The 21113-nt window shown below is 68.9% G+C and carries 18 protein-coding genes; 15 read left to right on the plus strand and 3 right to left on the minus strand.

Translation table 11 applies throughout. The features are described from left to right. The first annotated feature begins 254 nt into the window (after positions 1 to 254). The 14 genes from AL346_RS17710 to lpxB all read left to right on the plus strand — a co-directional run bounded on the left by AL346_RS17710 (position 255) and on the right by lpxB (position 14880). Positions 255 to 1259, plus strand: a complete 1005-nt coding sequence (locus AL346_RS17710) for a 30S ribosomal protein S2 (RefSeq protein WP_019403667.1) — start codon at positions 255 to 257, stop codon at positions 1257 to 1259. A 107-nt stretch (positions 1260 to 1366) separates the two neighbouring features. After that, on the plus strand, positions 1367 to 2284 hold the full coding sequence (gene tsf, locus AL346_RS17715; protein ID WP_026015396.1) for a translation elongation factor Ts: 918 nt from the start codon (positions 1367 to 1369) through the stop codon (positions 2282 to 2284). 183 nt (positions 2285 to 2467) lie between these two features. Beyond that, complete coding sequence (gene pyrH, locus AL346_RS17720) at positions 2468 to 3181, plus strand: UMP kinase (protein WP_019403665.1); 714 nt, start codon at positions 2468 to 2470, stop codon at positions 3179 to 3181. A gap of 103 nt (positions 3182 to 3284) precedes the next feature. Then, positions 3285 to 3845 carry a ribosome recycling factor gene (frr, locus tag AL346_RS17725; protein WP_019403664.1) on the plus strand — a complete coding sequence of 187 codons (561 nt, stop codon included), beginning with the start codon at positions 3285 to 3287 and terminating at the stop codon, positions 3843 to 3845. Positions 3846 to 3908: 63 nt separating this feature from the next. Next, positions 3909 to 4679: an isoprenyl transferase gene (locus AL346_RS17730; RefSeq protein WP_019403663.1), complete on the plus strand. Its 771-nt coding sequence runs from the start codon at positions 3909 to 3911 to the stop codon at positions 4677 to 4679. A gap of 5 nt (positions 4680 to 4684) precedes the next feature. Beyond that, complete coding sequence (locus AL346_RS17735; RefSeq protein ID WP_019403662.1) at positions 4685 to 5560, plus strand: phosphatidate cytidylyltransferase; 876 nt, start codon at positions 4685 to 4687, stop codon at positions 5558 to 5560. A 10-nt stretch (positions 5561 to 5570) separates the two neighbouring features. Beyond that, positions 5571 to 6731, plus strand: a complete 1161-nt coding sequence (gene dxr, locus AL346_RS17740) for a 1-deoxy-D-xylulose-5-phosphate reductoisomerase (RefSeq protein WP_019403661.1) — start codon at positions 5571 to 5573, stop codon at positions 6729 to 6731. A gap of 33 nt (positions 6732 to 6764) precedes the next feature. Further along, a complete protein-coding gene (gene rseP, locus AL346_RS17745) occupies positions 6765 to 7928 on the plus strand; it encodes an RIP metalloprotease RseP (RefSeq protein ID WP_019403660.1) in 1164 nt (387 codons plus the stop codon). Between the two features lie 148 nt (positions 7929 to 8076). Beyond that, the gene (gene bamA / locus AL346_RS17750) at positions 8077 to 10413 is read left to right on the plus strand and encodes an outer membrane protein assembly factor BamA (protein ID WP_019403659.1); all 2337 of its coding nucleotides are present in this window, start codon (positions 8077 to 8079) and stop codon (positions 10411 to 10413) included. Between the two features lie 61 nt (positions 10414 to 10474). Then, on the plus strand, positions 10475 to 11536 hold the full coding sequence (gene lpxD, locus AL346_RS17755) for a UDP-3-O-(3-hydroxymyristoyl)glucosamine N-acyltransferase (RefSeq protein WP_053193918.1): 1062 nt from the start codon (positions 10475 to 10477) through the stop codon (positions 11534 to 11536). 51 nt (positions 11537 to 11587) lie between these two features. Then, positions 11588 to 12052, plus strand: a complete 465-nt coding sequence (fabZ, locus tag AL346_RS17760; RefSeq protein ID WP_019403657.1) for a 3-hydroxyacyl-ACP dehydratase FabZ — start codon at positions 11588 to 11590, stop codon at positions 12050 to 12052. Between the two features lie 4 nt (positions 12053 to 12056). Further along, the gene (gene lpxA / locus AL346_RS17765) at positions 12057 to 12857 is read left to right on the plus strand and encodes an acyl-ACP--UDP-N-acetylglucosamine O-acyltransferase (protein ID WP_019403656.1); all 801 of its coding nucleotides are present in this window, start codon (positions 12057 to 12059) and stop codon (positions 12855 to 12857) included. Between the two features lie 2 nt (positions 12858 to 12859). Continuing rightward, positions 12860 to 13717, plus strand: coding sequence for an LpxI family protein (locus AL346_RS17770; RefSeq protein WP_019403655.1), 858 nt, complete (start codon positions 12860 to 12862; stop codon positions 13715 to 13717). Further along, entirely contained in the window at positions 13717 to 14880 is a 1164-nt protein-coding gene (gene lpxB, locus AL346_RS17775) for a lipid-A-disaccharide synthase (protein WP_019403654.1), read from the plus strand. Before AL346_RS17770 ends, lpxB begins: the two co-directional genes overlap by 1 nt. An 80-nt stretch (positions 14881 to 14960) precedes the next feature. Here the strand turns inward: lpxB and gltA are convergent, their stop codons facing one another. Together gltA and gltX are read right to left on the minus strand one after the other, a co-directional pair. Beyond that, complete coding sequence (gene gltA, locus AL346_RS17780) at positions 14961 to 16253, minus strand: citrate synthase (RefSeq protein WP_019403653.1); 1293 nt, start codon at positions 16251 to 16253, stop codon at positions 14961 to 14963. A 261-nt stretch (positions 16254 to 16514) separates the two neighbouring features. After that, positions 16515 to 17936, minus strand: a complete 1422-nt coding sequence (gene gltX / locus AL346_RS17785; RefSeq protein WP_019403652.1) for a glutamate--tRNA ligase — start codon at positions 17934 to 17936, stop codon at positions 16515 to 16517. Positions 17937 to 18096: 160 nt separating this feature from the next. On the opposite strand from gltX, the gene AL346_RS17790 reads away from it, so the two are divergent. Further along, on the plus strand, positions 18097 to 20388 hold the full coding sequence (locus AL346_RS17790; protein ID WP_019403651.1) for a ComEC/Rec2 family competence protein: 2292 nt from the start codon (positions 18097 to 18099) through the stop codon (positions 20386 to 20388). On the opposite strand, the gene lexA is transcribed toward AL346_RS17790, so the two are convergent. Then, positions 20366 to 21064, minus strand: a complete 699-nt coding sequence (gene lexA / locus AL346_RS17795; RefSeq protein ID WP_019403650.1) for a transcriptional repressor LexA — start codon at positions 21062 to 21064, stop codon at positions 20366 to 20368. The genes AL346_RS17790 and lexA overlap by 23 nt on opposite strands. Positions 21065 to 21113 lie beyond the last annotated feature (49 nt).

Here is a 21113-nt window from a genome sequence, read left to right on the forward strand (position 1 = left end):
GCCGCAGGCTCTCCTGATCCCTACACTTCCCTGCATCCGCCCCGATGGCGGAATGCTCGCGCCTGCCGCCATCGCCCTTTGGTACGAGATCCCACGCGAAAATTGCCACGCGTGAGGCGCCCGAAGGCTTGCGTCACGGCCGCCGCACCCGTATAAGCGCCGCCATCCCACACGCGGAGAACGCTCGAAGAGCATCCGGTGGCCGGCGGCAGCGCCGGTCGCAGCTCCGCGGAGGCTTAACCGGAGAAACTGTAATGGCGCTTCCCGATTTCTCGATGCGTCAGCTGCTTGAGGCTGGCGCGCATTTCGGACACCAGTCCCACCGTTGGAACCCGAAGATGGAATCCTACATCTTCGGCGCCCGCAACGGCATCCACATCATCGACCTCGCCCAGACGGTGCCGGCGCTCTACCGCGCGCTGCAGGCGATCTCGGACACGGTCGCGGCCGGCGGCCGCGTGCTGATGGTCGGCACCAAGCGTCAGGCGGCTGATGCCGTCGCCGATGCGGCCAAGCGTTCGGCCCAGTACTACGTCAACTCCCGCTGGCTCGGCGGCATGCTGACCAACTGGAAGACCATCTCGGCCTCCATCCAGCGCCTGCGCAAGGTCGAGGAGATGCTCGCCGGTGGCGCGCAGGGCCTGACCAAGAAGGAGCGCCTGATGCTGTCGCGCGAGCGCGACAAGCTCGAGCGCGCCCTCGGCGGCATCAAGGACATGGGCGGCACGCCGAACCTGCTCTTCGTGATCGACACGAACAAGGAGCAGCTCGCCATCAAGGAGGCGCAGCGCCTCGGCATTCCGGTGGCCGCGATCGTCGACACGAACTGCGATCCCGACGGCATCACCTATGCGGTGCCGGCCAACGATGACGCGGGCCGTGCGATCGCGCTCTACTGCGACCTCGTCGCCCGTGCGGCGATCGACGGCATCTCGCGCAGCCAGGGCGACTTCGGCATCGACATCGGCGCTTCCGAGGCTCCGCTCGTCGAGGATCTGCCGGCCGAGACCGAGCAGCCGGGCGAGGCTTTCGAGCTGCTCGACGCCCCGCGCGGTGCTCCCGACGATCTGACCAAGATCACGGGTGTCGGCCCGCAGCTCGAGAAGTCCCTGAACGAGGCCGGCATCTTCCACTACTGGCAGATCGCCGCCATGGGCGAGGCCGATGTCGCCAAGCTCGATGCCGAGCTCAAGCTCAACGGCCGCATCGAGCGCGACGGCTGGGTGGCGCTCGCCCGCACCCTGATCGAGGCCGCGTGACCTCGTCGCAATTCCGTGCCGCTTTGGCGGCATGATGATGTCCGGGACATGGTGCGGCCTGGCGCTTCGGCGCCGGGCCGTGCCGCATCGACGATTAAGAGGACGAAATGGCTAATATCACCGCAGCGATGGTCAAGGAGCTCCGCGACAAGACCGGCGCGGGCATGATGGACTGCAAGACGGCGCTCGCGGAGACCAACGGTGACGTGGAGGCCGCGGTCGACTGGCTGCGCAAGAAGGGTCTCGCCAAGGCGGCCAAGAAGTCGGGCCGCGTCGCGGCCGAGGGCCTCGTGGCGCTCGCCATCGAGGGCACCAAGGGCGTCGTCGTCGAGGTGAATGCCGAGACCGACTTCGTTGCGCGCAACGATCAGTTCCAGGCGCTCGCCGCCAACATCGCCCGTGTCGGCCTCACCGTCGGCGACGATGTCGAGGCCATCAAGGCCGCGGCCTATCCGGGCGGCGGCACGGTGGCCGACGCCATCGCCAACGCCATCGCCACCATCGGCGAGAACATGACGCTGCGCCGCGCGGCCGGCGTCTCGGTGCCGCAGGGCGTCGTCGCCTCCTACATCCACAACGCCTCGGGCGAGGGCCTCGGCCGCATCGGCGTGCTCGTCGGCCTCAACTCGGCCGGCAAGACCGATGAGCTTGCCGCGCTCGGCCGCCAGATCGCCATGCACATCGCCGCGGCGAGCCCCTTGGCGCTCGACCCGGCCGGCCTCGATCCGGCGACGGTGGAGCGCGAGAAGGCGATCCTCGGCGAGAAGCACGCCGGCAAGCCGGCCAACGTGATCGAGAAGATCGTCGAGAGCGGCCTCAAGACCTACTACAAGGAGGTCTGCCTCCTCGACCAGGCCTTCATCCACGATCCGTCGAAGACGGTCGCCCAGGCGCTCAAGGAAGCCGAGGGCAAGGTGGGCGCGCCGGTTTCGCTGACGGGGTTCGTGCGCTACAGCCTCGGCGAGGGCATCGAGAAAGAGGAAACCGACTTTGCCGCCGAAGTGGCGGCAGCGGTCGGCAGCTGAGGCCGGAATTTCCAGAAACGGCGGCGCCAAGCGCCGCCGTTTTTGTAAGATGAGACGGTCAAGGGCATGTTCGCCGGCGCGAGGCCGAATGGCACGGCGGCGGGAATGCTCGGCCACACGAGTTGCGACGCCTGCTGAGGTCCGGTCGGATCGGAGCAGGCCCTGGCGGAGGCTTAAGGGACGATGGCTGGCAAACGGGCGCTGATCAAACTGTCGGGTGAGGCACTGGCGGGGCCGGGCGGAGCCGGCATCCATGGCGAAACCCTGACCGCGCTCGCCAACGACATCGCCACGGCCGCGCGCGTCGGCCACGAGATCGCCGTCGTCGTCGGCGGCGGCAACTTCTTCCGCGGCGTGCAGGGCCTCGCCAAGGGCCTCGACCGGCCCACCGCCGATTCCATCGGGATGCTCGGCACGGTCATGAACGCCCTGGCGCTGGAGCACGCCATCGAATCGGCCGGCGTGCCCGCGCGCGCCATGTCGGCCGTGCCGATGCCCTCCCTGTGCGAGAGCTACGCGCGCAAGCGCGCCCTCGACCACATGGCTCACGGCAAGGTCGTCATCCTCGGCGGCGGCACCAGCAATCCCTATTTCACGACCGATACGGGCGCGGCCCTGCGCGCCGCCGAGCTGTCGTGCACGCTGCTCATGAAGGCGACGAACGTCGACGGCGTCTACACGGCCGACCCCAAGACGGACCCGACCGCCACGCGCTTCGAGCGCCTGACCCACGACGAGGCCATCGCCCGCAATCTCAAGGTGATGGACACCGCCGCCTTTGCCCTGGCGCGTGAGGCCGGGCTCACCATCGTCGTCTTCTCCCTGCAGGAGCCGGGCTCGATCGGGGCCGTGCTCGAGGGCGGGGGGCGGGCCACCGTCGTTGTTCCTTCCGCGTGAAGCGCACGCGCCCGTGTTCACCGATTCGAGACGAAGGTCTTGACCCGGAGGCCCGGGCGCGCTCAACGTCGCCGCGATATCTTGCAGGGAGCGAGCAAAAACAATGAGCCAGACATACGACCTCGCCGACATCAAGCGTCGCATGCAGGGTGCCGTTCAGTCCCTGAAGCATGATCTCGGCGGACTGCGCACCGGCCGCGCCTCGGCCAGCCTTGTCGAGCCCATCCAGGTTGACGCCTACGGCAGCCTGATGCCCATCAACCAGGTCGCGACCATCAGCGTCCCGGAGCCGCGCCTCCTCAGCGTGCAGGTGTGGGACCGCGGCATGGTCTCGGCCGTCGAGAAGGCCATCCGCGATTCCGACCTCGGCCTCAATCCGCAGACGGAAGGGCAGGTGATCCGCCTGCGTATTCCCGAGATGAACGAGCAGCGCCGCAAGGAGATGGTCAAGGTCGCCCACAAATATGCGGAGGAATCGCGCATCGCGGTGCGCCACGTCCGCCGTGACGGCCTCGACACGCTGAAGAAGCTCGAGAAGGACGGCGACATGAGCCAGGACGACCAGGCCCGCGAGGCCGACCTCGTCCAGAAGGCGACCGACCAGGCGATCGCCGAGATCGACCAGCTCCTCGCCGCCAAGGAAAAGGAAATCATGCAGGTTTGATCTGCGTGAGGGGGGCGGCGGCGCGGTGCGACGTCGAGCCGATGGCGCCGTGAGGACGGGTCGATGACGGTAGTGACCGAGCCGGCAACGGCAGCGGAAGATGTGCGGGCGGCGGCAGGCGAGGCCGGCGTGCCGGCGCATGTCGCCATCATCATGGATGGCAACGGCCGCTGGGCGCAGAAGCGCCACCTGCCGCGGGCCGAGGGCCATCGGCGCGGCGTGGAGGCGCTGCGCCGCGCCGTGCGTGCGGCCGCCGCGCGGGGCATCCGCTATCTGACCATCTACAGCTTCTCGTCCGAGAACTGGCGCAGGCCGGCGAGCGAGATCGCCGACCTCATGAACCTCCTCAAGCTCTTCGTGCGACGGGACCTTGCCGAGCTGCACCGGGCCAACATCCGTGTCCGCATCCTCGGCGAGCGGGCCGATCTCAAGCCCGATATCGCGGCCCTGCTCGACGAGGCGGAGAGCATCACGCGCGACAACACCGGCCTGACGCTGGTCGTGGCGTTCAACTACGGCTCGCGGCAGGAGATCGTCCGTGCCGCCCGGCGCATCGCCGAGGATGTCGCCGCCGGCCGCCTCGCCCCCGACGCCATCGACGCCGATGCCGTCGCTGCCCGGCTCGACCTTGCCGGCGTGCCGGATCCGGACCTCATCATCCGCACCTCGGGCGAGCAGCGCCTGTCGAACTTCCTGCTCTGGCAGGCGGCCTATGCCGAGCTCGTCTTCCTGCCGGTGCTGTGGCCCGATTTCGACGAGGCCGCCTTCGACGAAGCCCTTGCGGAATTCGCCCGGCGCGAGCGGCGTTACGGCGGCCTGACGGCGAGCGCCTGAGCGTCATGGCTTCTCCAGAGCCGCGACCGCCGGCCACGCCCCGCAGCATCGGTTCCTTCCTCTCATCCGAGCTCGGCCGGCGCACCCTGTCCGGCATTGCCCTCGTCGCCGTGGCGCTCGGCACCGCGTGGTGGGGCGGACTTGCCTTCGACATCCTCTGGGCCCTGGCGGGCGCGCTCGTCTGCCGCGAATGGGTGGCGCTGTCGCCGGCGCGCGGGGAGACGGTCCTGGGGCTCGGCGGTGCCGCGGCCGTGGCCGTCGCCAGCGTGGTTCTGTCGGTGAGCGGCCACCTGCCGTCTGCCTTGACCGCGCTCGCGGTGGGGGCCGCCGGCCTTGCCGCCCTCGGGCGTGATCGCACCTCGCGCCTGTGGGCGCTGGCGGGCCTCATCTATGCGGCCGTCATCGGGCTCGTGCCCGTCGCCGCCCGGGCCCTGCCGGAGGTCGGCCTCGTCGTCATCCTGTGGATGTTCGCCGTCGTCTGGATGACGGATATCGCCGCCTACTTCACCGGGCGCAGCCTCGGCGGGCCGAAGCTGTGGCCGAGCGTCAGCCCCAAGAAGACGTGGTCCGGCTTTCTCGGCGGGCTGGCAGCGGGCAGCCTCGCCGGCATGGCGGTCGTCGCCGTCGCCCAGGGCAACGGCATCGCTGAGGGCGCGCCGCTGTGGATGGTCGGCTTCGGCTCGGCCGTCGCCTCGGCCAGCGGCCAGCTGGGCGATCTCGCCGAATCCGCGCTGAAGCGCCGGGCGGGGGTGAAGGATTCCGGGCACATCATTCCGGGTCACGGCGGGGTGATGGACCGCCTCGACGCCTTCTGGACGGTGGCGCTGCTCGTCGGCCTGGGGCTTGTCGTCAGTTCCGCCGTCCGGGCTCCGGCGCTCTGAGGCGGCGGCGATGGCGACACGTCTCATCATTCTCGGTGCCAGCGGTTCCGTCGGCCGGGCAGTGGCCGATGTGGTCGCCGCCCATCCCGGGCGCTTCGAAGTCGAGGCCGTCGTCGCCGGCCGCGATGCGCGGGCCCTCGCCGACGTGGCGTTGCGGCTGCGCGCGCGCTGCGCCGTGCTGGCGGACGGCGAGGGCGGGGCGGCCCTGGCGGAGGCCCTGTCCGGCAGCGGCATCGTGAGCGGGGCGGGCGGGCAGGCGGTGCTCGAGGCCGTCGACCGGGACTGCGATCTCGTCGTTGCGGCGATCGCCGGCACGGCCGGACTGCGCCCGACCCATCGTGCGCTTCGCGCCGGCCGCCGCATCGCGCTCGCCAACAAGGAATGCCTCGTCAGCGCCGGCGCCGCCTTCATGCGCGATGCCGCCGCGGCCGGCGCCACCATCCTGCCGCTCGATTCCGAGCACAACGCTCTTTTCCAGGCGCTCGGTGGCGCTGCCCTCGATGACGTGGAGGCGATGACCCTCACGGCCTCCGGCGGCCCTTTTCGCGACTGGCCGGCGAAGGCCATTGCCGAGGCGACGCCGCAGGAGGCGCTGAAGCACCCCAACTGGTCGATGGGGGCGAAGATCACCGTCGATTCCGCCGGGCTCATGAACAAGGGCCTCGAACTGATCGAGGCCCACCACCTCTTCGGCCTTCCGGCCGCGCGGCTCAGGGCGGTGGTGCATCCGCAGTCGATCGTCCATGGCATCGTGCATTTCCGGGACGGGTCGCTTTCGGCCGGCCTCGCGGTGCCCGACATGCGGGTGCCGGTGGCGCATTGCCTCGCCTGGCCCGAGCGCGTCGAAACAGAGGTCCCGCGGCTCGATCTTGCCGCAATGGGCTGCCTTACTTTCGCCGAACCCGACACGGCACGCTTTCCCGCGCTGCGGCTGGCGCGCGAGGCCCTGGAGCAGGGCGGGGCCGCGCCGACGGTGCTCAACGCGGCCAACGAGGTCGCGGTGGAGGCTTTCCTTGCGGGACGCATCAGGTTCGGCGATATCGCCCGCCTCGTCGAGGCGGTATGCACGCACGAGGGCGTGGGCGCCGCGCCGGCGGGGATCGACGAAGCGCTCGCGGTGGACTTTGCCGCGCGGGAACGAGCCCGCGCGCTTTTGCAGCAATCACGCTGAACGGGCGCAAGCGAGCCCGGCGAGGAGTGGACGATGGACATAGCGGGCACGGTGATCGGCGCGGGGTGGGGGCTCCTGAGCTATGTGGTCCCCTTCCTGTTCGTGCTGACGATCGTGGTCTTCTTCCACGAGCTCGGCCACTTCTGGGTCGCCCGCCGCTGCGGCGTCGCCGTCCAGGCCTTCTCCATCGGCTTCGGCCGGGAGCTCGTCGGCTGGACGGACCGGCACGGCACGCGCTGGCGCATCTCGGCGATCCCGCTCGGCGGCTATGTGAGATTCGCCGGCGATGCCAACAGCGCCAGCATGCCGGACCGCGGCGCGCTCGACACCATGTCCGAGGTCGAGCGGCGCGGCAGCTTCTACCACAAGGGCGTCGGCGCCCGCGCGGCGATCGTGGCCGCCGGCCCCATCGCCAACTTCCTGCTCGCCATCGCCATCTTCACCGCGAGCGTCTACTTCGGCGGCCGGGCCATCCTCCTGCCGCGCGTCGACGCGGTTGAGGCGGGCAGCGCCGCCGAGCGCGCCGGCGTCCGGCCGGGCGATCTCGTGCTCTCCATCGACGGGCGTCCCATGGAGAGCTTCGCCGACATGCAGCGCATCATCAGCGCCCGCCCGGGCGAGGCGCTGACCGTCACCGTCGAGCGGGACGGCAGCGAAGTGACGCTGACGGCGACACCAGACCTGCGCGAGATGACGACGCCGTTCGGCAAGCAGCGCATCGGGCTTCTCGGCCTGCGCGCCTCCCGTGACCCTGGCGATTGGACCGTCAGGCAATACGGCATCGTTGATTCTCTGCGGATAGGGTTAACAGATACTTGGTACATCGTGGAACGTACCGGCGATTATGTCGGAAAGCTCCTGACGGGCCGCGAATCGACCGATCAGCTCTCGGGGCCGATCCGCATCGCACAGGTTTCCGGAGAGGTCGCCTCGATGGGCGGACTTGCCGGCCTCATCAACCTGGCGGCCATCCTATCTGTCTCTATTGGCTTGATAAATCTCGTTCCGGTGCCGATGCTCGATGGCGGCCATCTGCTGTTCTACGCCATCGAGGCCGTGCGCGGACGCCCGCTCAGCGAGCAGGCGCAGGAGATCGGCTTCAGAATCGGGCTTGCCTTGGTGCTCATGCTCATGCTCTTCGTGACGTGGAATGATCTGCAGCATCTGGGCGCCGCTTTCGGTCTCGGGGCGACGTGACCGACGGGCAACGCTTGCTCGAAAAATGCGCGCCCGGCGCCTTCGGCCCGTTTGCAGACCGGCGTAAACTCTGTAGAAGCGTCTTCGACCCATACTCCGGGCAATCGAGACGGTTCGTTCGGGAAAGAATAAAGAGGGTAGGCACCTGATGACGCGGAATGTGAACAACCGCCGGGCCAGAGTGGCGCGCCGCCTGACGGGCGTGCTCCTTGCCAGCGTGGCCATCGTTGCGAGCGCCCAGGTTGCCACCGCCCAGTCGGCACGCAGCCCGCGTGCGGGCGCACAGACGGCGACTGTCGGCGCTCCGCTCATCAACCGCGTGGTGTTCCAGGGCAACAAGAAGCTGAAGTCCGAGCAACTCGGCCCCGAGATGCAGACCCAGGCGCGCACGCCCTTCAGCCAGTCGGTTGTCGACGGCGACATCGAGCGCATCCGCGAGATCTACCGCCGTGGCGGCCGCAGCCTCGCCAAGGTCGATGCGCGCGTGGTGTCGCTGTCCAACGACCGGGTCGACGTCGTCTTCACCATCGACGAGGGCGACAAGACCGGCGTCAAGGAAATCAACTTCGTCGGCAACAATGCCTTCTCGTCGTCGAGGCTGCGCAACCTGATGACGACGACGGAAATGAATTTCCTGTCGTTCCTCAAGAACACCGACGTCTACGATCCCGATCGCATCTCCACCGATCTCGAGCTGATCCGTCGTTACTACCTCAAGAACGGCTACGCCGATTTCCGCGTCGTTTCCGCGGATGCGGTGTTCGACGAGGCGCGCGAGGGCTACATCGTCACCATCGCGGTCGACGAGGGCCAGCAGTATCGTGTCAGCGGCGTCACGGTCGATTCGACCGTTCCGGAAGTGCAAGCCGCGGAGCTGCAGCGGCTCGCGCGTCTTTCCTCGGGCGACGTCTACAATGCCGAGGCCGTCGAGAAGACCCTCACCAACATGACGACCGAGCTCGGTCGGCGCGGCTACCCGTTCATGGTCGTGCGTCCGCGCGGCACGCGCGATCCGGCCTCGCACACGATCGCCATCGACTACGTCGTGGAAGAGGGGCCGCGGGTCTACATCGAGCGCATCAACGTGCGCGGCAATACCCGCTCGCGCGACTACGTCATCCGCCGCGAGTTCGATATCGGCGAGGGTGACGCCTACAACCAGGTGCTGATCGACCGCGCCGTGCGGCGCCTCAACAACCTCGGTTACTTCAAGAACGTCCGCATCACCAACGAGCCCGGCTCGACGCCGGATCGCGTCGTGGTCAACGTGGATGTCGAGGATCAGTCCACGGGCCAGTTCTCCGTGTCGGGCGGCTATTCGACCTCCGACGGCTTCATCGGCGAGGTGGCTGTCTCCGAGTCGAACTTCCTCGGCCGCGGCCAGTATGTCCGCCTCGCCGGCACCTGGGGCCAGCGCACGCAGGGCGTCGAGTTCTCCTTCACGGAGCCTTACTTCCTCGACCAGCGCATGGCCTTCGGTGTCGACCTGTTCTCGAAGTACACCGACAACACCAACTATTCGCGCTACGAGAACCGCGTGACCGGCGGCCAGCTGCGCCTCGGCCTGCCGATCACCGAAGAGGTCACGCTGACGCTGCGCTACTCGCTGTATCAGTCAGAGCTCAAGGTTCCGAACACCTACTCCAAGCCGTATAACGACTGCTCCATTCCGCTGCCCGGCCTGACGCCGCTGATTCCGGGCACAGGGGTTGCTCAGTATCCGGAGTGCACATGGAACGGAGAAGCCTCAATCGCGGTTAAGGAAGCCGTTGGAACGACCTGGACGTCGCTCGTTGGCGCCACGCTGTCGTACAACACTCTCGATAACATCCGCGATCCGCGTTCCGGTTTTTATGCCGAGATCAAGCCCGAGGTCGCCGGACTTGGCGGTGACTCGCGCTTCATCCGTGCCACGGCCGAGGCCCGCTACTACCATGAGCTGTTCGACGACGTCGTCGGCATGATCAAGGTGCAGGGCGGTCACATCCGTGCCTTCGGCGGCAACGACCTGCGCATCGTCGACAACTTCTTCCTCGGCCCGTCGCTGGTGCGCGGCTTCGCCCCGTCCGGCATGGGCCCGCGCGACATGACCGGCGACTACCGCGCTAACGCCCTCGGCGGCACCACCTATTTCGGCGGCACGCTCGAGGTGCAGTTCCCGATCTTCGGTCTGCCGCGTGAATTCGGCCTGCGCGGTGCCGTCTTCGCGGACGCCGGTACCCTGTTCGGCTATGAAGGCCAGCGGTACTTCGATCTGAATGGCAATGGCTCGATCAATTGCGCTGGATTTGCCGGATACAATCCGAATGCGGAGCCTGAGTGCCTCAACGTCGAGGACAGCAAGAAGATCCGCTCCTCCGTCGGCGTGAGCCTGCTCTGGCAGTCGCCGCTCGGGCCGCTGCGCTTCGACTACGCCTTCGTGCTGTCGAAGGCGACAGGGGACCAGACCCAGGCCTTCCGCTTCTCGGGTGGCACGAGCTTCTGATGCTCTCCTCGAAGCGGCCCGCAAGGGCCGCTTCTGTTTCAGGCGAAAGATATTTCTGGCGATGTCGGATCCGGTGTTCTTCGTCCAGGCCGTGCGCCCGACGCTCGCCGAGGTGGCGTCTCTCACCGGCGTGACGCTGCCTGCGGGCGCGGACCCGCAGATGGTGCTGAGCGGGGTCTCGCCGCTCGAAAGCGCGGCGCAGGGTGATCTCGCCTATATGGACAACCCGCGCTATGCCGCCGCGCTCGATGTGACGCAGGCGAGTGCCTGTTTCGTCTCGAAGCGCTTTGCCGCGCGCGTGCCTGCCGGCTGCGTGGCGCTCGTGGTCGCCGAGCCTTACCGCGCCTTCGCCAAGGTGCTCACGGCGATGTATCCGGCGGCGGCGCGGCCGGGCTCGCAGTTCGGTGCCGACGGCATCTCGCCCGGCGCCTATGTGCATCCCCAGGCGCGGCTCGAGCCGGGCGTCGTCGTCGATCCGGGGGCGAGCGTCGGCCCGGGAGCGGAGATCGGCTCCGGCACGGTCATCTCGTCGAATGCCGTGGTCGGCCCCGGCGTCCGCATCGGCCGCAACAGCTCCATCGGCCCCGGCGTCGTGCTGCAGCACGCGCTCGTCGGCAACCGCGTCATCCTGCACGCGGGCGCCAAGATCGGGCAGGACGGCTTCGGCTTCGCCATGAGCGCCCAGGGCCATCTCAAGGTGCCGCAGATCGGGCGCGTCATCATCCAGGACGACGTCGAGATCGGTGCCAACACCACCGTCGACCGGGGCGCCAGCCGCGACACCGTGATCGGTGAGGGCACGAAGATCGACAACCTGGTGCAGATTGGTCATAACGTCGTCATCGGCCGCCATTGCGTCATCGTCTCGCAGGTCGGCATCGCGGGCAGCGCGACGTTGGAGGACTTCGTCGTCCTCGGCGGCCAGGTCGGTGTCGTCGGGCACGTTCGCATCGGCATGGGCGCGCAGATCGCGGCGACGAGCAATGTCGCGACCGACGTGCCGGCGGGGGTCAAGTGGGGCGGCTCGCCCGCCAAGCCCATGCGGGCCTGGCTGCGCGAGGTGATGACGTTGAAGAGCCTGGCGGCACGGCGCGGCGACGGTGGCGACGCCGGCGAAGGATAAGGAACCACGGCGGGCGCCCGGCGCCTGCGTTGTGCGGGGAGACAACCATACATGAACGATGGGACCACGGGCCTCGAGGCTGCCGATATCGTGCAGATCCTGAGCTATCTGCCGCACCGTTATCCCTTCTTGCTCATCGACCGCATCATCGAGATGAAGGGCGACGAGAGCTGCATCGGCATCAAGAACGTCACCTACAACGAGCCGCAGTTCATGGGGCATTTCCCCAGCCGCCCGATGTTTCCCGGCGTGTTCATGATCGAGGGCATGGCCCAGACCGCCGGCGCCATGTGCGTCGCCTCCAAGCTCGCGCAGAAGGCGCGGCCCAAGGAGGTCTATTTCATGACCATCGACAAGGCCAAGTTCCGCAAGCCGGTCGGCCCGGGCGACACGGTGGAGTACCACATGACCAAGCTCGCCAACCGCCGCAACATGTGGTGGTATCGCGGTGAGGCGAAGGTCAATGGCGTGCTCGTCTGCGAGGCTGAAGTCAGCGCCATGCTGGTCGTAGAGTAGGTTGATGTCGCAGATTCATCCGACGGCGATTGTCGAGGACGGTGCGCGCCTCGGCGAGGGCGTGCGTATCGGTCCCTATTGCCACGTCGGCCCCGAGGTGTCGCTGGGGGACGGCTGCGAGCTCGTCAGCCATGCGGTGGTCGCCGGCCGTACCCGCATCGGGGCCCGCACGCGGATATTCCCCTTCGCCTCCATCGGCCATCAGCCGCAGGACCTGAAGTATCACGGCGAGCCCTCGACGCTCGAGGTCGGCAGCGACTGCATCATCCGCGAGGGCGTCACGCTCAATCCCGGCACCGAGGGCGGGGGCATGAAGACGGTCATCGGCGACCGCTGCGCCTTCCTCGCCAACTCGCACGTCGGGCACGACTGCGAGGTCGGCAGCAACGTCATCCTGTCGAACAACGTCATGCTGGCGGGCCACGTGACCGTGGGCAACTACGTCATCATCGGCGGCGGGGCGGCGGTCATCCAGTTCGCGCGCGTCGGCGCGCACGCCTTTGTCGGCGGCATGTCCGGGCTGGAGAACGACCTCATCCCCTATGGCATGGCCATGGGCAACCGGGCCCATCTGTCAGGCCTCAACATCGTCGGCATGCAGCGCCGCGGCTTCTCGCGCGAGGATATCCACACCGTCCGGCGCGCCTACCGCCTGCTCTTCGCGGATGAAGGCAGCCTGCGCGAGCGCGTGGAGGATGTGGCGGCGGAGTTCCAGAACCACGCCGTCGTGCACGAGATCCTCGACTTCATCCGCGAGGGCGGCAAGCGCTCCATCTGCACCCCGCGGGCTTCCGAAGAGAGCTGACCATGGCTGCTGGCGCGCCGGTCGCCCTGCTCGCCGGCGGCGGGGCCCTGCCGGGCCTGCTGCGCGCAGCCTTGCTCCGGCGCAATCGAAACGTCCGGGTCCTCGCCCTGCGCGGCTTCGCCGAGCGGGCGCTCGCCCGTCAGGCTGACGTCGTCGTCGACATTCTCGATTACAAGCGCATCTTCGCCCAGCTCGAAGCCTGGGCGCCGGCCGAGGTGGTGCTCGTCGGCACGGTGCATCGGCCCAAGCCCACGGCTTTCGCCGGGGCCCTCGCTGCATTCAGGAACCGGGACGAGATTGCCGCGATCCTCGGGGCGGGCGACGATGGCCTGCTCGCCGGCGTTATCCGTCTCCTGGAGGAGCGCGGCCTCACGGTGGGCGGCATCGATCGGCTGGCGCCGGAGCTGCTCGCCGGGGCGGGCGTTCTCGGCGCCGTGACGCCCGATGAGCAAGGCCTTGCGGCCGCGGCGACGGGGCAGGGGGTGCTCGAGGCATTGTCGCCGTTCGACGTCGGGCAGGCGGTGGTCGTCGCCGCGCAGCGTGTCGTCGCCATCGAGGGGCCGGAGGGCACCGATGCGATGCTCGCCCGTGCGCGCCGCCTGCGGCGCAGCCCGCGCCTGCGCGCCATCCATGGCGGCGTGCTGGTCAAGATGGCGAAGGTCGGCCAGGACCTGCGCGTCGACCTGCCGACTATCGGGCCGCGCACCGTCGCCTGTGCGGCGCGGGCCGGCCTTGCCGGCATCGCCATCGGCGCCGGCGCGACGCTGATCGTCGACGGGCCCGGCACGATCGCCGAGGCGGACCGGCGCGGCCTCTTCCTCCTCGGCATCGAGCGACGGCACGACAGGATCGAGACCTGATGCAGCAGCTGGCCGGATTGCACGTCTTCATCGTCGCCGGAGAGGAATCGGGCGATCAGCTCGGCTTCAAGCTCATGCGCTCGCTGCGGGCCCGGCATCCGGATATCCGCTTTTCCGGCGTCGGCGGCCACGCCATGGCCGGCGAGGGGCTGACGAGCCTCTTCCCGCTCGACGACATCGCCGTCATGGGTTTCACCGCCGTCATCGGCCGCCTCAGAACGATCATCGACCGGGTGCATCGCACGGTCGATGCCGCCGTGGCGGCCCGGCCGGATATCCTCGTCATCATCGACAGCCCCGATTTCACCCATGCGGTGGCGAAGAGGGTGCGCAAGCGCCTGCCCGACCTGCCGGTGGTCGACTATGTCAGCCCGAGCGTCTGGGCCTGGCGCCCCGGCCGCGCCCGCAAGATGCGCGCCTATGTCGACCACGTATTGGCGCTGCTGCCCTTCGAGCCGGCGGCCCACGCGCGTCTCGGCGGCCCTCAATGCAGCTATGTCGGCCATCCGCTCATCGAGCGACTGGCCGAGTTGCGCCCGGCAAGCGGGGAGCGGCCGGCCCTTGCCGAAGGGGTGCCCGCGACGGTTCTGGTGCTGCCCGGCAGCCGCCGCTCCGAGGTGTCGCGGCTCATGCCGGTCTTTCGCGAGACCTTGCCGCTGGTCGAGGCGGCGAGCCGGCGATCGCTGCATTGGCTGATGCCGGTCGTCCCGCACCTCGCCGATGAGATCGAGGCCGCTGTCGCCACCTGGCCGGTGAAGCCGCAGATCGTCCGCGGCGCTGCGGCCAAGCTGGCGGCCTTCCGGCAGGCCCACGCGGCCTTGGCTGCCTCCGGCACGGTCACCCTGGAGCTTGCCTTGTCTGGCGTGCCCATGGTGGTCGCCTACAAGGTGGGCTGGCTCGAATCCCAGGTGCGGCACTTCCTCACCGTATCGACCATCACCCTCGCCAATCTCATCCTCGGCGAGAGCGCCATTCCCGAGCGCCTGCAATGGGACTGCACGCCCGAGAAGCTTGCCGGCACGCTCGCGCCGCTGATCGAGGAGGGGCCGGAAAGGCAGGCCCAGCTGGCCGCGCTCGCCCGCCTCGACGCGGCGATGCGCATCGGTGACGAGGAGCCGAGCGAGAGGGCCGCGCGCATCGTGCTCGCCGTCGCCGGGCGCTGAGCAGCGGGGAAGCCGAGGCAAGAACGACGAGGACACGAAAAAGGGCCCCGCGAGGGGCCCTTTCGTTTCATCCGAACCGCTCAGGAGCGCTGGGCGATCGGGGTGTAGTCGCGCTGCGGCGCGCCGGTGTAGAGCTGGCGCGGGCGGCCGATCTTCTGGGACGGATCCTCGATCATCTCCTTCCACTGCGCGATCCAGCCGACGGTGCGGGCTAGCGCGAACAGCACGGTGAACATGGAGGTGGGGAAGCCCATCGCCTTCAGCGTGATGCCCGAGTAGAAGTCGATGTTCGGATAGAGCTTCTTCTCGATGAAATATTCGTCGTGCAGGGCGATGCGCTCGAGCTCCATGGCGACGTCGAGCAGCGGGTCGTCCTTGATGCCGAGCTCGTTCAGCACCTCGTGCGTCGTGCGCTGCATGATCTTGGCCCGCGGGTCGTAGTTCTTGTAGACCCGGTGGCCGAAGCCCATGAGGCGGAACGGATCGTTCTTGTCCTTCGCGCGGGCGATGAACTCGGGGATCCGGTCGGGCGTGCCGATCTCTTCCAGCATCTTGAGCGCCGCCTCGTTGGCGCCCCCGTGAGCCGGGCCCCACAGGCAGGCAACGCCCGCCGCGATGCAGGCGAAGGGATTGGCGCCCGAGGAACCGGCGAGCCTCACCGTCGAGGTGGAGGCATTCTGCTCGTGGTCGGCATGCAGGATGAAGATGCGGTCCATCGCCCGGGCGAGCACCGGGTTCGGCACGTATTCCTCGCACGGCACGCCGAAGCACATGTGCAGGAAGTTCGACGTGTAGTCGAGGTTGTTCTTCGGATACATGAACGGCTGGCCGATGGAATATTTATAGGCCATGGCCGCAAGCGTCGGCACCTTCGCGATCATGCGCATGGAGGCGATCATGCGCTGCTGCGGATCGGAGATGTCGGTGGAGTCGTGATAGAAGGCCGAAAGGGCGCCGACCGAGGCGACGAGGATCGCCATCGGGTGGGCGTCGCGGCGGAAGCCCTGGAAGAACCGCGTCATCTGCTCGTGCACCATCGTATGGCGCGTCACGCGGTAGTCGAAATCGGCCTTCTGGCTCGCCGTGGGCAGCTCCCCGTAGAGGAGGAGGTAGCAGGTTTCCAGGAAGTCGCCGTGCTCGGCGAGCTGCTCGATCGGGTAGCCGCGGTAGAGAAGCACGCCCTCGTCACCGTCGATATAGGTGATCTTGGACTCGCAGCTCGCGGTCGAGGTGAAACCCGGATCGTAAGTGAACATCCCGGCATTTTTGTAGAGCGGCGCGATGTCGACGACGCTCGGCCCAATCGTTCCCTCTCGCACGGCAAGGTCGATATTCTTGCCGTCGATGGAGAACGTGCCCGTTCCTGCGCTCATGGATGCATCCCCTTTCTTCGGGTAAAGCGCACAGGACAACGGCTCATCGGCAGGGGGCTGACCCCTTGGCTGTGATTGCCTTTCCGCTCCGCCGTCCCGCGGTTTTCGATCCGATCGAGATAAGATCGAGGCCTGCGTATCGCATTCGCGGCATGCGTTCAAGCAGCGCCGGAAGCGGGACTTGTCGGGCGACAATGCCGGCGCCGCAACCCTTGGGGCAAGTCGTTGCTGCGCCGCATCAAAGTGTCTGGTCGAGGCCCGTCAGCGGGCCTGGTCGCGCAGCCGCGCCAGGCTCTCCTCGCGGCCGAGCACCTCCATGACGTCGAACAGGCCGGGCGAGGTGGAGCGCCCCGTCAGCGCCGCCCTGAGTGGCTGCGCCATCAGGCCGAGCTTGACGCCCGCCTCCTCGGCGGCCGCGCGCACGGCGGCCTCCGTTTCCCCCGGCGTCCACGCGTCGAGGCCCTCGAGGCGACGCAGCACCTGCCCGAGCCGCCCCCGGGCGGCATCATCGAGAATGCCGCGCGCCTTGTCGTCGAGCGCGAGGGGGCGCGACGCATAAAGATAGGAGGCGCTGTCGAGGAGCTCGATCAGCGTCTTGGCGCGCTCCTTGAGGCCGGGCATGGCGGCGAGCAGATTCTCCCGCAGGGACGGCTCCAGCGACGCGCCGAGGCCGCGGGCCGGGCCGATCTCCGGCAGCAGCGCCTCGATGGCCTGGAGAAGCTCTTCGTCCGGCGCGAGCCGCATGTAATGGCCGTTGAGGTTCTCCAGCTTGGCGAAATCGAAGCGGGCGGGCGAGCGGCCGATGCTGGTGAGGTTGAAGGCCGCGGTCATCTCCTCGGTGGAGAAGACCTCCTGGTCGCCGTGGCTCCAGCCGAGGCGCACGAGATAGTTGCGCAGGGCCGCCGGCAGGTAGCCCATGGACCGGTAGGCGTCGATGCCGAGCGCCCCGTGCCGCTTGGACAGCTTGGCGCCGTCCGGCCCGTGGATGAGCGGGATATGCGCCATCACCGGCACCGCCCAGCCGAGCGCCTCATAGATCTGCGTCTGCCGCGCCGCGTTCGTCAGATGGTCGTCGCCGCGGATGATGTGGGTGACGCCCATGTCGTGGTCGTCGACGACGACGGCAAGCATGTAGGTCGGCGTGCCGTCGGAGCGCAGCAGAACGAGGTCGTCGAGGTCCTTGTTCTGCCACGTCACGCGGCCCTGGACCTGATCGTCCACCACGGTCTCGCCGGTCTGCGGTGCCTTGAGGCGGATGACGGGCTTGACGCCGGCGGGCGCCTCGGCGGGATCGCGGTCGCGCCAGCGCCCGTCGTAGCGCATCGGCCGCCCCTCCTTGCGGGCGAGCGCGCGCATCTCCTCGAGCTCCTCGGGCGTGGCGTAGCAGTAATAGGCCTTGCCCCGGCGCAGCAGCTCCTCCGCCACTTCGCGATGACGCGCGGCGCGCGCGAACTGGTGCACGACCTCGCCGTCCCAGTCGAGGCCGAGCCAGGTCATGCCGTCGAGGATCGCCTGGATCGCGGCCTCGGTGGAGCGTTCCCGGTCGGTATCCTCGATGCGCAGCAGCATCTTGCCGCCGTGGTGGCGGGCGAAGAGCCAGTTGAACAGGGCCGTGCGGGCGCCGCCGATGTGGAGGAAGCCCGTGGGCGAAGGCGCGAAGCGGGTGACGACCGTGCCTGACATGGGTGTTCGGAACTCTCGGAAGGTGGCGGTGACGAATCGATGCGAGCTTGCCGCATGCCGCGTTTCTGCTGCTCGCAAAATCCGGCGACTTGATGGTTCAATGCGGCGGGCGCTCGTGTAGCATGACCTGCCGTCAGACGTAAGGAATTCCTCGCTCCGCATGCCGTCGGACCGATCCCGCCAGGCCCGTGCCGTTGCCGCCGTGCTCGATCGCGCGACCGGCGGACGCGGCGCCGTTCTGGCTGGTGGCCTGTCCCTTGCCGATGTCGGCTCGTTTCTTACCCGCTGCCTCGACGAGGAGGGCACGCACCGGCGCCTGTTCCCCTGGGCGGCGGTGAGCTTCGGCATCGGGGTGCTGCTCTATTTCGCGGCCGACCGCGAGCCGAGCGTCTGGGCGCCTGTCGTGGCGCTTGCCGTCACCATCGGGGTGGCAGCCGTTTCGCGACGCTATGCGGCCTTCGTCGCGGCGGTTGCCGCCGCCTTTCTCTTTGCCGGCTTCCTCGCCGGTGCGGCCCGGACGGCCCGGGTGGAGGCGCCGGTGCTCGCCCGCGTGACCATCGCGCCGCTCACCGGCTTCGTCGAAAGCGTGGAGGAGCGGCCGCAGGGGCCGCGCGCCGTCGTGCGCGTCGAGACGCTCGGCAATCTCGGCGACGGCGAGCGCCCGGCGCGGGTGCGGGTGTCGATGCGCGAGCCGGCCCGGCTGCGCGCGGGCGACTTCATCAAGGCCACCGCCCGCCTGATGCCGCCGCCCGGGGCGGCCTGGCCCGGCGGCTACGATTTCACGCGCGACGCCTTCTTCCGCGGCATCGGCGCCGTGGGCTCTCTTGTGGGGCGTGTCGAGATCGGTGCCCCGCCACGGCCACCGGACTGGCGCCTGGGCCTTGCGACATGGCTCGACGAGACGCGCAATGCGCTGACGGCGCGCATCGCCCGCGCCGCGGGCGGGCAGGAGGGGGCGGTCTCGGCCGCGCTCGTCACCGGCAAGCGCGGCCTCATCACCGAGGACACCAACGAGGCCCTGCGCGCCGCCGGCCTCTATCACATCGTGTCGATCTCCGGCCTGCACATGGCGTTGGCCGCCGGCACGGTGTTCTGGGCCGTGCGCGCGCTCCTCGCGCTCTTTCCGGCCATCGCCCTCACGTGGCCGATCAAGAAGATCGCCGCCGCGACGGCCATGGCGGGGGCCATGGGCTACTGCCTGTTCTCGGGCGCCGACGTCGCCACCCAGCGGGCGCTGATCATGACGCTGACCATGCTCGGCGCCATCCTCGCCGATCGGCCGGCGCTCTCGATGCGCAATCTCGCCTTCGCCGCCATCCTGTGCCTCGCCCTCGAGCCGGAGGCGGTGCTCGGGCCGAGCTTCCAGATGTCGTTCTCGGCGGTCGCCTGCCTCGTGGCGCTGGCGGAATGGCAGGCGGCCCGCGCGGGCAGGGGCGAGGCGTCGCTCGGCCCGGTCGCGCGCGTCCTGCGCCATGCCTGGCGGTGGACCGTCGCCCTCGTCGTGACGACGCTCGTCGCCTCCCTGGCGACGGGGGCCTATGGCGCCTATCATTTCCAGACCGCCATGCCGCTGAGCGTCGTCGGCAACGGCATCGCGCTACCCTTCGTCTCCTTCATCGTCATGCCGGCGGCGGTGCTCGGGGTGCTGCTCAACCCCTTCGGCCTCGACGCGCCCATCTGGTGGCTGATGGGGCAGGGCACGGCCATCGTGCTCGCCGTCTCCCATGCCATGCAGGACTGGCGCCTGTCCGTGGTGGCGATACCGGCCTTTCCGGGCAGCGCGCTCATCCTCTTCTCGCTGGCGCTGCTCGTCCTGACCATCTGCATCTCGCCGCTGCGCTGGCTCGCCGCCGTGCCCGCAGCCGCCGCCCTCGCCATCGCCGCCGGAGCTGCGCGGCCCGACATCTTCGTCGACCGCAACGGTGCGAGCGCGGCCGTCCGGGGGACGGAGGGTCGCCTCGCCGTGCTCGGCCGCGCCTCGTCCTTCGTCGTCGCGCAATGGCTGCGCGCAGACGGCGATGCGAGGCAGCCGGGCGACGAAAGCCTCAAAAGCGGAGTCTTCTGCGACCGCGACGGCTGCACCATGCAGGCGGTCGACGGCCGCATGGTCGCCCTGGTGCGCCGCCCCTCGGCCTTCGTCGAGGACTGCCGGCGGGCCGATATCCTCGTCACGGCGCTCACCGTCCCGCCCGGCTGTGCAGCGCCCGTGGTGATCGACCGCACGAAGCTGCGCGAAAACGGCGCAATGGCCGTCATCCTCGGGAAAGGCGGCAGCGATCGACTCATCGGCCAGTTGCCCCCCGACGAGCGCCGCGCCTGGATGCAGGCACTTCCCTCACGGCCGTTGCGCCAGTCGGCCAGTGCCGCGACCGGTCGACCACCCCCACCGTCAGCCGATGAGACGGGCGGCGAAGATCAGGAGCCCGACGTCAGTAGCGACGCAGCAGATTGACGAGCTTGCCCTGGATGCGCACCCGGTCGGGGCCGAGCACGCGCGTCTCGTAGGCCGGGTTGGCCGCCTCGAGCGCGATGGAGGAGCCGCGGCGCCTCAGGCGCTTCAGCGTCGCTTCCTCGTCATCGATCAGGGCGACGACGATATCGCCCGTATTCGCCGTATCCTGCTTGCGGATGACGACCGTATCGCCGTCGAGAATGCCGGCCTCGATCATCGAGTCGCCGCGCACCTCGAGCGCGAAGTGCTCGCCGCTGCCCAGCATGTCCGGTGGCAGCGAAACGGTGTGGCTGCGGCTCTGGATGGCGGAAATGGGCGTGCCGGCCGCGATCCGGCCCATGACGGGGATCGCCACCGTCTGGACCGCGGGTTCGACCGCCTGGGGCGCCGGCGCGCGCACCTTGCCGAGCCCGCCCTCGACGACGCTCGGGTTGAAGCGGCCGCGCGGGGCAGCGGCGACGCCGTCCGGCAGGCGCAGCACCTCGAGCGCCCGGGCGCGGTTCGGAAGCCGGCGAATGAAGCCGCGCTCCTCCAGCGCCACGATGAGGCGATGGATGCCGGATTTCGACTTGAGGTCGAGCGCTTCCTTCATCTCGTCGAAGGACGGCGGCACGCCGGTCTCACGCAGGCGTTCGTGGATGAAACGCAGGAGTTCGTGCTGTTTGCGCGTCAGCATGGCCGGCGATCTCGCTCCCCCTCGTCGAATCGCATTGTCGATGCGAGTC

This window comes from Chelatococcus sp. CO-6 (assembly GCF_001271345.1).
In the GTDB taxonomy this organism is placed as follows: Bacteria; Pseudomonadota; Alphaproteobacteria; order Rhizobiales; family Beijerinckiaceae; genus Chelatococcus_A; species Chelatococcus_A caeni.